The 12190-nt window shown below is 39.3% G+C and carries 13 protein-coding genes; 2 read left to right on the plus strand and 11 right to left on the minus strand.

Annotated features, from left to right (window positions below; translation table 11 throughout):
* Position 1 precedes the first annotated feature (1 nt).
* Together H9648_RS01695 and H9648_RS01700 are read left to right on the plus strand one after the other, a co-directional pair.
* Complete coding sequence (locus H9648_RS01695) at positions 2–973, plus strand: ABC transporter ATP-binding protein (protein WP_191752051.1); 972 nt, start codon at positions 2–4, stop codon at positions 971–973.
* A complete protein-coding gene (locus tag H9648_RS01700; protein ID WP_191752052.1) occupies positions 970–1899 on the plus strand; it encodes an ABC transporter ATP-binding protein in 930 nt (309 codons plus the stop codon). Before H9648_RS01695 ends, H9648_RS01700 begins: the two co-directional genes overlap by 4 nt.
* A gap of 36 nt (positions 1900–1935) precedes the next feature.
* Here the strand turns inward: H9648_RS01700 and H9648_RS01705 are convergent, their stop codons facing one another.
* The 11 genes from H9648_RS01705 to H9648_RS01755 are packed head-to-tail and all read right to left on the minus strand — an operon-like array spanning position 1936 to position 12182.
* The gene (locus tag H9648_RS01705; protein ID WP_191752053.1) at positions 1936–2625 is read right to left on the minus strand and encodes a 4'-phosphopantetheinyl transferase family protein; all 690 of its coding nucleotides are present in this window, start codon (positions 2623–2625) and stop codon (positions 1936–1938) included.
* On the minus strand, positions 2609–3844 hold the full coding sequence (locus tag H9648_RS01710; RefSeq protein WP_191752054.1) for a type III PLP-dependent enzyme domain-containing protein: 1236 nt from the start codon (positions 3842–3844) through the stop codon (positions 2609–2611). The genes H9648_RS01705 and H9648_RS01710 overlap by 17 nt, the downstream gene beginning before the upstream one ends.
* 4 nt (positions 3845–3848) lie before the next feature.
* Positions 3849–5084: an ATP-grasp domain-containing protein gene (locus H9648_RS01715; RefSeq protein ID WP_191752055.1), complete on the minus strand. Its 1236-nt coding sequence runs from the start codon at positions 5082–5084 to the stop codon at positions 3849–3851.
* Complete coding sequence (locus tag H9648_RS01720) at positions 5081–5905, minus strand: sugar phosphate isomerase/epimerase family protein (RefSeq protein WP_191752056.1); 825 nt, start codon at positions 5903–5905, stop codon at positions 5081–5083. The genes H9648_RS01715 and H9648_RS01720 overlap by 4 nt, the downstream gene beginning before the upstream one ends.
* A 4-nt stretch (positions 5906–5909) precedes the next feature.
* Complete coding sequence (locus H9648_RS01725) at positions 5910–6836, minus strand: hypothetical protein (RefSeq protein WP_191752057.1); 927 nt, start codon at positions 6834–6836, stop codon at positions 5910–5912.
* Entirely contained in the window at positions 6833–7954 is a 1122-nt protein-coding gene (locus H9648_RS01730; RefSeq protein ID WP_191752058.1) for a phenylacetate--CoA ligase family protein, read from the minus strand. Before H9648_RS01730 ends, H9648_RS01725 begins: the two co-directional genes overlap by 4 nt.
* Entirely contained in the window at positions 7951–8205 is a 255-nt protein-coding gene (locus tag H9648_RS01735) for an acyl carrier protein (RefSeq protein WP_191752059.1), read from the minus strand. Before H9648_RS01735 ends, H9648_RS01730 begins: the two co-directional genes overlap by 4 nt.
* Entirely contained in the window at positions 8186–9682 is a 1497-nt protein-coding gene (locus H9648_RS01740; protein WP_191752060.1) for a class I adenylate-forming enzyme family protein, read from the minus strand. The genes H9648_RS01735 and H9648_RS01740 overlap by 20 nt, the downstream gene beginning before the upstream one ends.
* A complete protein-coding gene (locus tag H9648_RS01745; protein ID WP_191752061.1) occupies positions 9679–11025 on the minus strand; it encodes a glycosyltransferase family 4 protein in 1347 nt (448 codons plus the stop codon). Before H9648_RS01745 ends, H9648_RS01740 begins: the two co-directional genes overlap by 4 nt.
* A complete protein-coding gene (locus H9648_RS01750; protein ID WP_191752062.1) occupies positions 11012–11914 on the minus strand; it encodes a DUF6005 family protein in 903 nt (300 codons plus the stop codon). Before H9648_RS01750 ends, H9648_RS01745 begins: the two co-directional genes overlap by 14 nt.
* A 10-nt stretch (positions 11915–11924) precedes the next feature.
* Positions 11925–12182 carry a phosphopantetheine-binding protein gene (locus H9648_RS01755; protein WP_191752063.1) on the minus strand — a complete coding sequence of 86 codons (258 nt, stop codon included), beginning with the start codon at positions 12180–12182 and terminating at the stop codon, positions 11925–11927.
* Positions 12183–12190: the final 8 nt, after the last annotated feature.

Genomic DNA, 12190 nt, shown 5'->3' on the forward strand with positions numbered 1-12190 from the left:
TATGAGTGCTCCGCTTCTAGAAATAAAGGACTTACATGTATCCTTTCATGAAAAAAAATCAAAGATAACTGCAGTTCAAGGAGTCGATCTAACGATCCCTAAAGGTGAAACTGTAGCGGTCATAGGAGAATCCGGATCAGGAAAGAGTATCACTTCCCTTTCTATACTCGGTCTACTTCCATTAAGCGCCAGCATTGACAGTGGTGCAATCTTGTTTAAAGATAAAAATCTATTAAAGGTCTCAAATAAAGAAATGCAATATATTCGAGGTAGTGAAATTTCAATGGTGTTCCAAGACGCTCAAGCTAGTTTGAATCCCGCTATGAAGGTCGGAGTCCTTATTACAGAAGGGTTGAAAGCTCGAAAAAAGCTGACGAGACATGAGCAGCGTAGCGAAGCTTTGCGCCTTCTCAGGATGGTAGGACTTAAAAACCATGTATATGACCAGTTCCCTTCTCAATTATCAGGGGGAATGAAGCAACGTGTATTGATTGCTATGGCACTTTCTGGAGAACCTAGCTTGTTAATCGCGGATGAACCAACGACGTCACTCGATGTTACCGTACAGAGTCAGATTCTTGACCTCATCAATAACTACAAGATTGAAAATGATGCCTCTATCCTTCTGATCACTCATGACTTTGGTGTGGTTGCTGAATATGCAGATCGCGTTTATGTCATGTTTGGTGGAAAAGTTGTAGAAGCAGGTGATGTTTATACACTTTTCCGTAATCCGATCCATCCCTATACAAAAGGGCTAATCAGTAGCATTCCTAAGATCTCAGACACAGAAGAGAGATTAAAGAGTGTTTCAGACTTTGTCTTTGAAGAGGTCGGATATGTAGGTCGACGGTTTGCTCCAGAAACATATTCAATTGAAAATAAGGTTTATGATGCGCCATCCGAGTTGGTTGAAGTGGAACCGGATCATTATGTCCGGTTGTTTGTAGAGAAGGAGGCTGTCGGAAGATGAGTAGTATCATTCAGCTACATAATCTCTCAAAATACTTTTCAGTAGGGGGAGAATTACATAAAGCAGTAGATGGAATCACCCTTGACATACAAAAGGGTGAGACACTCGGCATAGTAGGAGAATCAGGTTCTGGTAAAACAACGTTGGGTAGAACATTGATGCGATTATACAAACCAGACCAAGGTCAGATATTCTTTGAAGGAAAAGAGATTACTCATTTACCAGAAGACAAGATTAGACCTCTGCGCAAAGAATTTCAAATGGTTTTTCAAAATCCTAGTGACTCCTTGAGCCCACACTATAATGTAGGAGAGATTCTTGAAGAACCACTACTAATTCAAGATCTGTTAACACCTTCTGAACGTACGAATAAAGCCTATGAGATGTTAGAAAAAGTAGGACTTCCTAAAACTTCTTATCATAAGAGGTTACATGAGTTCTCCGGCGGACAGCGTCAGAGGATCGGAATCGCAAGAGCTCTCGTTTTAAACCCAAAGCTGTTGATAGCAGACGAACCCGTCTCGGCTTTAGACGTTTCTGTTCAAGCACAAGTCTTAAACCTATTAAAAGATCTGCAAAAAGAAATGAATCTTACATGTGTTTTTATTTCACATGACTTAAACGTCGTACATTATATGAGCGATAGAGTCGCTGTACTCTATCTTGGTCATCTTTTAGAAGTAGCTCCAAAAAAAGAGCTATATACGAATCCTATCCATCCTTATACCAAATCGTTGCTATCTTCTATTCCTATTCATGATCCCGAGCTTCGAAATCATAGCAGGAAACAGATTGTACTTCCTGAGAAATCGATTAATCCACCTCACTTAGTGGATGTCGGAAATGGACATCTGGTTGCTGCTGATGTTATTAACATCACCACGTTTGATACACAAAAAGAAAAACAAGACATTTCGATCGGATAACGAAAAAAGGATGCCAAAGCTGGCATCCTTTTCTACTTAGATGAATAGCTGCTCTACATTATACATAGTAATCCTTTGATTGATATGTTCAAAAGCGACTGCGATGATATGAGTTTCTGTCACCACGTTTTTTATATAGACTCCGTTCTCTCCATAGTACAAGTCGCTGTTATACTTTTTGATTACGTTCTCTTCCTTGTTAAGTTCAAGTATACTCTTTCCTTTTTGTTTGATGAACGCTTCTTTCCTCGTCCATACCTGAAAAAAACCATGAACTGAATCTTCAGCTCCCTTGACCTCGAGTTTCTCTTCATGAGAAAAGAAACGTCGTATGATACGGTCTTGTCCCTTAAGTTTCCGCGGTGGCTCAATATCCACTCCTATTTCACCCTTAGCTGAAAAAGCGATCACAAAATGACCATGGGATTCAGATACATTAAAACATAGTCCAGGATAATCAAACACTGGCTTTCCTAAAGTACCCTTTTTAAAAAGAATCTCTTTTGGTTTCATGGATGTATAATGACTGATTAATAACCTTGTCAAACCTTTTCTAAGTAGATACCTATCTCGATGAATGGATTCTTTACTCTGCGAAGCACTCTCTTTTTCGCACTCACATACCTCAAGTTGATCCACCAAGTGATTCATATGATTTAAATCTGCACACCATAAATGGATATCGCCCTCTTGAAATGAATCCCAAGGACTATAACCAGCTAACATCAGATATCTCACCGTCTTTTTGTAACAAATACTCTCGGGGGATTTCATGAGATAAGAAATGAACGTTTCCACATGAAAGGCCATACGCCCCAGAGTTTGGAAAGATGATTAGATCCTCAGGATCAACTTCCGGCAGTACAACCCCTGACTGTATGATGTCAGTTGGCGTACAAAGTTTCCCTACTAATGTATACCGTTGCTCTTCTTTAGCCTTATGCTCTAGGCCAGCTGCATTCTTTTTGATGACTGAAACCGGAAGTGGTTGTTTAAAATTCCTTCCCATCAGACTCGAGAAAGCTCGGTGATGAGTACCCCCATCTAAAATGGCATAGTTCTTATCGTGAGATTTTTTTGTATAGAGTACCTCGGTAACATATGCCCCCATCTCAGATGTGATAAAACGACCCGACTCTATATAGACTAACTGTAAGTTAAGATCCTCATTTCCCTTCAATTCTCTACCTAAGATAGCTCCGTATGACCTGATATCAAAAGGTTTTTCCTCTAAGAAAGCTGGAACCCCAAACCCTCCTCCAAGACCTAAAAGAGAAAGTTCAATTTCAAAACGATCTTGTACCCATCTTACGAGACTAAACATCTTTTTTATAGCTTCTTCATGAGATACTAGATTAAAGTTCTGAGTTCCTTGGTAGACATGAAGCCCCTTTAGTTGAACGTTCTCGAATGCTAGTAGATGTTCGATCACTTTCTCGATCTGATCTTCGTCGATTCCAAATTGACTAGGAAGCCCGGCGGAGATCATCCTAGAGCCTTTTGATGAAAGGTTCGGGTTCACACGAAGCGCAATCGGTGCGGTGATTCCTAACTTCTTCGCTTCCTCTTGAATGACCTTTATCTCTTGTAAAGATTCTGCATTGATGCAAAGAATTCCGTTCTCTAGGACTGTTCTAACTTCCGCTCTACTCTTACCCGGACCGGTAAAAATCGTTTGATGTTGAACCCCTAAGTCTTGTAAAGATCGATATTCACCGATGGATGCCACTTCAATGGAAGCACCTTCATCTAACAATAGTTTGCAGATTGTAGGATTCGGATTCGATTTCATAGAATAATAGATCGACACTTCATTAGGAACCGCTTGCCTTATAAGGTTGTACTGCTTTTTTAATTTTGTTTCATCAAATATGAAAAAAGGTGTACCGAACTTCTTCTTCATCTCTTGTATAGTAAGTTTTAGGTCTATTTTTGTAGTTTCCAAGATATCATAGCTCCTCTCTTATGCAGGAGTCTATCCTATCCTGCATCTCTTCAATGTCTAAGGTAGATTCACCATAGAGGATAAAGAACAACCTATACGTGTAACTTTCTCCTTCGACTTCATACTTATGAAATCCGTATACAAAAAAGCCCCGATTATGGGTAGGACTGATATTCTTATTTAAGTCATGGATAACATCATCAAATGTATGGGGAGTGCTTCTTTTATAATCAAAGAAGCAAGAGAATACCTTTTGATGACCCTCACTTTTAAAACGCTGCAATAAGGGTAGACTGTACGTAACGAGGGTCAGTCTTGCATTCACTTCGATTACAGGGATGATCTCACCATCTGTCTCAACGATAGAATCTATACCTAATACCCCTCGATAACCCTCTTCTAATAAAAGCGTTCCGACTTCTTTCAGCAAGTCATGATAGTTTTGTAACAAGTTTGGTGATAGATTGGGAGTTAGATCACTACCTCTATAAACACCTGAAGAGTCCACCTTCTGTTCAGTAATCGCTAGTATATGTACTGTTCCTTCCCATAAGAGGAGCTGAGCGTTCAAACTCATCTTTGTGTCGTGCCACTTCTCTACAGAAACTTCAAAATCTTTGATGCCCCTTCGTTTTAGAAACTTTATAAAATAGTCGAGCTCTTTTTGTTGCCGAATATGAAAAAGTCCCTTTCCTGAAGATCCGAATGGTAACTTGATGACTAACCGTTCTCCTTGATAATGACGATAGGTCTCGATGATTTCTTCTACAGAACGGCAGATTGCACCTTCGGTCACCCTTATATCTTTTTCCTCAAGAAATTTTCTCATCTTTACTTTGTTGTTCAATCGTAGAGCTAATTCAGCATGAGGACCGATGATGGTATTTGGTTTTAAGAATTCTTCATCTTCTTTATCAACCAGGTAGGGAACCAATACCCTATCTGATTTCATCGACAACTGCTCTTTATAATCACCTATGATTAGTTTAGGAAGTGTCCAATTGTTTTCCTCTAAATATTGTACGAATTGAGGATCAGGTACCTCACGAACAATCACGTCGTCCGTTTCAGAAGCAATGAACAATTGATGTTGGTCCATCTGTTCTACTATTCTTTCAGTAGCTCTGCTCTTTATCTGAGGAAATCGGACTCCCTCACTTACCTTCTGCTCCCAATCGATGTTGGAATAGAACGTTTTTTCTCCAAGGTCTAACAACCAATCAGTAATCGTCTTCGTCACGTTTGTTCGCTCCCTAACAGAAGACTGTCCTCTACGGACTGAATCCACATCTTTTCTTCTTCTAAATATCGGAATGGTTCTGTACCAAACCATTCGATGGATAATGGAACCTCGCTATGTTGTTTTATAAACTGTGATAAAAAATGTTTATAACAGATTGCACCACTTGATAGATGGGTCATACCGATACGATTCCCGCTTGGGGAATATACGTTTAATGGACTAAAGACGTGTAAGTGTTCATGATGGGTGATGTTCTTAAGATGAACATTCACGATTCTGTCATCCAACATCGTTAGCGCTTCGCTCGGTGAATCTCCTGCTTCCCAAACATGAAGCACATCAAGATTGATATAGAGGTTGTGATGATCTACTCTTTCGATCAGTTCTAATGTTGCGGGTAACGAGTCAGCCCATGTCCCTGGATGCGTCTCCACCACGAGTAGAATCTGTTCTGAATCCATCCTCTGACATAGCCAATGTATATTTGCGAGGATCTTTACCTCTTCTTCATGAGATAATTCGTCTCTCGCCTTATCTCCAGCAAAGATACGAACCTTGTTACAGTTGAATCTATGACATAAGTTTATTAGCTCCTGACACTTTTCTATCATGAGTGTAGGATCTATGAGATCGATGTAATCGCTGATCATCGTAATCCTCACTCTTGGATTATCTAAGAATTTAGTGCAGGATAATGCTTTTGCATGCACGCCCCACAACTCTATCCCATAAAAATCCTCTTTGATAGCAAATTCAACGATGTTTTCAATAGAAGCTAAAACATGACGGAATGAGATGGTACATAAGTTTACCTTCATGAACTTAACCTTCCTCTACCAGTTTTTTTAAAAATCGTTCTTCTAATTCTTGAATGACGATGATTCGATTCTTTATAGCGTCCACCTTATCCGGAAGAGGTTTTCGTTTGTATTTTAATAGAAGGAAGTTGAGTAAGTTCCAATTTTTTATAAGATCTGAAAACAGCTTATCCAAGAAAGTTGAATCTTTGTCTTTTCTCATCAAACACAGAGTATCCCATATTTGCTTTCTTGTTTTTATGATAGAACTGATGGTTATCGTATTGTTATCTATCCATTTATCTCGCTTAATTTCATCACAAGATAACGAATGGTCTAAATCCTCCTGAAATTTCAATAAAGCCATACGACCTTCATTTACTTGAGAGTGATGATAAGCGTTGTAGTTTGCCTGCACTGTATGTTGATAGATAGCAGAAGGAGATGGGAGTTCCCCTCCTCTTTCACTCAGTTCATAAAAATAGAATAGACCATCTGTATGTACGGCCTCTTTCATTTCATCTTCGGTAAGATCACCTACAAAATCTACGATAGGATCAATGACCCTAAACGCTCCCTCATACACATTCTCAATGATCACCATGTGTTTAAAACTTTGATCATCCATAACGTTAAGGTGTTTAGGAAAGAACGCAAACTGGTTTGCTCGTGCTAACAAACAAATCACTCGTCCTGAAGATAGTACTTCTTTGATGGTTTCGATATCCCCTGAATTGAAATGCATATCGATACCGAACAAAAAATCCAAGTTACTTTTTCTTATATTCTTTGATGCCATTAGGACGTTAGAGTAATAGTTCAAGTTCCAATAGTTAAGCAGATAGTATTTGTACTGGTAATCCCGTAAGTTTAGAAATGTCATGAGGCATGAAGCGCCGCATTCCATAGCCGCCAAGTTCACGATCTTTTTTCTTTGTTCTTCAATCATCATACGCTTATCTCCTCGTGAGGAAGTTCAATGAACACGTGTGTCTTTCCTGAGATAGGATCGTGAACAAGCTCGTCAACTTCTTGTACGCTTATTCTCATCTCTGAACCTAGATGACTTCGTACGAACTCGTTTAGTTTCTTTTCTATAAACGTTTTATCTTTAACTGTCCCTATGTATTGAAAACATAATTCAATAAGGCTTTGTTGAACGATCTGATATTGTGTGATTCCTTGATTTGTTAGTTGGAAGAAAAATGAATCTAAGTATCTAAAGATGGATGCGTTTACATTTCGGTCTTTTAACTTGATCACATGAGAATGTCGGATAGGGAATAATGTAAGAATCTTCTTTCCTTGTTTGTTCTCTTCTATCTTTCCAATATCACCAGTACGGTACCTCACAAATGGAATACTCTTCATGATGAAAGAAGTGACAACGATTTCTCCATATTCACCTTCAGACGCAGCCTTTAATGTTTCAGGATTTATGATTTCAACGTGTACATGTTCATCTATCTCCAAGTCTCCATCCTCATTCGTAAACGCTATACACCAAAGCTCTTCTAAACCATAATAATCAACAACAGGAACATCAAAGACTTCTTGTACCACTCTGATCTGTTTCTCTGAGAGTGGTTCCCCCCAGTTCTGGATGAACAGTAAGTTTTCATTTTTAAGTTGAATCTCATTTCGTTGTATATAAAGGGCAAGTTGGTAGAGAGCACTTGCTCTGCCTTGAATCATATGAGGTTCCTTGTTAACAACCTGTTTAGTATAATGTGAAAGCGCATGTTCTTCCTCAAGCACCCTGTTACTCAGTAACAAGGAATGATTCTTAAAGGGTAGCCCCCACTTACGACGGTGCTTGTACAGTGAAAAAGCCAGTGAGAGCTGTTCTTCTTTTGATTTTATACAGTGAAAAGGTGTACCTGTACTTCCAGACGTATAAGATTCGTTCACTTCACCTTTAAGTATTTCGAATTCGTTTCTTCTCATCGTGATTAGTTTTTTATCAGTCAGTGGTAGGTCAAAGAATGAAACGGATGCACCTTTAGCATAGTCTTTATAGAAAGGGTATTTTAAGATTAGTTCCTTCGTCAGAGAATCTAGCTTGTTCATAAAGAGACAGTCTTCCTTTTTTGTTCCACCAAAGCAACGACGTCTTGAACTTTCTGGAGTTTTCCAGGCTCTAAGTCGTCCAAGTCCAATTCAAAAAAGAACGTTTCTTCAAGAAAGCTAAGAAGTTCTAAATAAGTTATAGAATCGATATAGAGATCTTCCACAAGACGATCTTCTAGACTGATCTGTTTCCGCTTCGTTAGATCAGCGATTATCTTCAAGATATCTACGCTATGAGAGACTGTTGACATACGTATGCTCCTTCGCTAAGTTTCTTAAGGCTTTACGATCTATCTTTCCGTTTAATGTTCTCGGAAGATGATCGACTTCAATGAAATCTCTTGGTCTTTCTGTTGCTTGTAAGATTTGTTTGCAGCGTTCATCAAACTCATACAAGGTACTATCTTCTATCCTTACGATGAACGCGAAGATCCGCTGACCCCATATCACGTCTTCTACTCCCGTAACCGCCACTTCTTTTAAAGGAAGGTGTTCGATCATGATTTTCTCTATCCGCTCAGGGTAGATCGTATGCCCACCGACATTTAGAGCGTTATCTTTTCTACCCGTAATATAAAGAGCACCGTCTCCATCTTTATAACCGATGTCTGATGTTAAAAGCCCATATGATGTTAAGGTCTTTTCTGTTCTTTCCGGATCCTTAAAATATCCAAGCATCACATTCGGTCCACTCACCACGATGTCACCTTCTTCAAAAGGAGGTAACTCTTGTTCATCTCGGTAGATCTTTACCTCAACGTCTTGAATCGGAATACCGACGGACTCAGATTTAAACAGCATTTCTTTTGGTAGGTACGATACTCTTGGAGAAGCTTCTGTAAGACCATAACTCGGTATGAAAGAGAGGCGAGGAAGATCAGAACATAACAACTCTAGAATCTCGCCTGGAAGCGGTCCTCCTACGATCATGATCTGTCGTATGTTCGTCCTTCCTAACAATCGATGTTTCTTCATTTTGACTAAAGGGATCAATACAGACGGAACAGTGCAAACAAAAGTCGCATTTGACATACTAACAGATCGGACAAAGTCTAGCGGATGTTTAAGGATGTTGTTATGGATTTCGATGTCACAACCCGCGAATAGAGCAGTCAACCATTCCCCTGTTACCGTTGATGCGTAACCGATGGATTTTAGAAGTATAACCTTATCATCACGTGTCAGTTGAACATAGTTTTGGATGGAACGAACGTTAGACAGAATGTTCTCGTCGCTCAACATTATGCCCTTAGGCACACCCGTCGACCCTGAAGACATAAAGATGACTCCTGTTTTCGAGGGAGGTTGATAAGATCCTATCTTTTCTCTTTTGTAGATTGTTACATCGCTCTTTGAGATTAAGGTGAGCGTTGAAACATCTCTTGACTCAACAAGCTTTGCTTGTGTATCAGAAAGAAAGATAAGATCAGGATCAAGATGTGAAATTATTCTTTCGTACTCTATAAAACTTGTATAGGCATGTATCGGAATAGGAATACCGCCTGCTAACTTGATCGCCATGAAACTAACGTATGCTGCTACTGAGTTGTCCATCCAAATGAGACACAATAAGGGAATTTTCCTATCTAGTGGCTCGATCTCTTTTGAAAGGACCATCGCCTTTTGCAACATCTCTTTGTACGTCAGAAAGTACTTATCTTGAGATTCCGAGTAGTGGATTTCGCTCTTATCATTTACATGATCTATGAAGAACTCTTTTAGTTTCATACTTGTACCTTCCTAAGAACCTCACTGCTTGCGAAATGAGAGATACAAGGTTTGATCTTTGTCAGCCACTGATAAACATCAGTAGTGGATTCAGAGACTAGAAGGGATAGCGGCGTCTCCTCTAGTAAACCTGTATTCTTCAAATGTTTGAGGTGATACATATCGTCTAGATCTTTTACTTTCTTAAAACCAGTCTGAAAATTTATGGAGTCATGGATTTCTGTAGAGACAGCTTTACTCACGGCTTCAATGATCTTGGGCATTACCGTTTTATAGTTATACCTACTCGCACTCTCTTTTGAGTGTTTAGAGAATTCCTTTTGTAGCTCATCATCCCCCAGCAATGTTTGGATAAGATGAACGGCATGTTGTTCGTCGATCTTCGGAGTCTCATCGACCCAATCACAATCTATTAAGTAACCATCACTTCCGTGTGAGATTAACTCTTTAAAACCGTTCCAAGCAGTACATACGACAGGTAATCCGTACACTTTTGCCTCTATAAGATTAAAGCCAAATGTTTCTCCAGGATCAGTTGATAGGTTAACTAAGAGATCAGCATGCCTGAAATAGGTGTGTTTTTCTTCGTTATCAATTGCTCCTACGAAATAGATGTGATTCTTTAAGTCATCGTCGACTAGAGTGTTCAATAAGTGTTTGTACGTATTGATCTCCTCTTTACTAGGTCCTGTATAGTCTCCAGCGATATATAGATGAATATTTTTATTCTCGATCAGGATTTTTTTAAAGATAGAGATTAAGATATGTATGTTTTTAATGTTCTCTATTCTGCCGATGGAAAGAAGGTTCATACTCCCACCTGCTGGCCGAGCTAACGTTTCAATCTTTTCGTTATCGATACATAGTGGGGTCAACACTGCGTTCTTATAAACAGGTGAGATATTCTCAAGTGCACGTTTGGAACTCTCTGTGCTTACCAACAAAACATCTTTTTCTGATATCCATGGCGCAATGGTCATCCATTGTTTACACCAGTACTCCGATCCGACCGAGTGAGCAATACATACGATTGAGAGATCTATCTTATAAAGGTTTCTAGCCATCATCAGGTAAGGGACCAAAAAAGGCATATTTACATAAAGAGCTTTTATTTCATAGGTAGAAATAAGTTGTTGTAACCTTTCTCCTAGGATATCTAAGGATACTGGTAAGTTCTCTACAAAACGATCGAGAGATGGTTTAAAGAGTCGCATGATGCGTAACGGCGGGATTCCGATTGTCTCTATATGTTCAGATAGATAGGAGATCCACTGTTGGTCGATTACTCGTTCGTTGATCCTAGAGGCTTTGCCGTCTATGTAACCTATTTTAAACGGAGACATGGTTCATCCACTCCTCATAGCTTTGTTTCAAGTTCATCTTAATTTCGTGCTCTGACTGCTCTAGTTGATGAAGTTTTTGAAGAAGCGGGTCGATATCCAGCTTCATTTTTGCCATAGAAGCTTTGATGGCTAAAAAGCCCAGGTGCGTCCAGCCTTTCGAGAGCATGATAATAGCGTTCTCTATCTCAGGTGTTCGTCTATTAAACAATGAGAAGGCAGCTAAATAACTAAGCTTTCGTTTACCCAATATACCAATCTCTAAAAATCCTTCTCTTAAGATGGTACGATCTTTAGCACCTTCCTTAACCACTCGAAGCGATTCGGTCACTAAACGATTATCCGTACGAAAAACAGAGTTGAAGATCTTTGAAATCTCATCTTCAGAGGGGGCTTTTAAGTTGCTGGTCTTAAGTTTGATACCACCACCCAGTTCATTCAGTAAGAAAGCATCTTCCAGATCCTTTTCATCAACTTCACCACAAAAATCGAGGAAAGGGTCAGTTACCAAAAACCTCTCCTCTTCTTTCACTAACCTGATGAAATGGGGCATGTGTTTTTTTTGATAACTTCTTATTTCGTAGGGTAGATAGAAGAGATCTACTTGAACAAGATATTCTTCGTCCTGTTTTGAATGAAGAAGTTCTTGTAAGATCTCAAGATTATTAGGTTTACTTTGTTCATAATCATACCAATGTTCTGCACACTCACCATATAAACGGTTTAGTCGCTCTAGGTATTCGTCATGGTTGATCGCATCTGAAAAATAAGTGATCTTCTGTTCCTTGATCACAAAATCAGCTTCCCATACCCCTAACAACATGGGTCTTGGATCTTGGTACTCTCCGACCACTGAGGTAATGGCATCAAGAAAACAATGTGATGACTTCATATCTGACTCCTTATAATTTGGACTCTATCCTCTTCCAAACCGATTCAATGGTCTGGAAATGTTCAGCTAATAGTTCATCATCTTCAAAGAAGATGTCAAACTCTTCCTCGACGAGTACGACGAGGTTTACGAGAGTCACAGAATCCATCCCAACGGAAAAAAGATCAGTATGTTCTGTTAGTTCTTCAGCGATGGATGGCTTTTCTAATAATTCAGCGAGTGACGTCTTTAAATAAGCATACGCATGTGACTGTTGGCTTGTTATCATCTTTGTGG

Source organism: Fictibacillus norfolkensis (genome assembly GCF_014836645.1).
Taxonomy (GTDB): domain Bacteria; phylum Bacillota; class Bacilli; order Bacillales; family Fictibacillaceae; genus Fictibacillus; species Fictibacillus norfolkensis.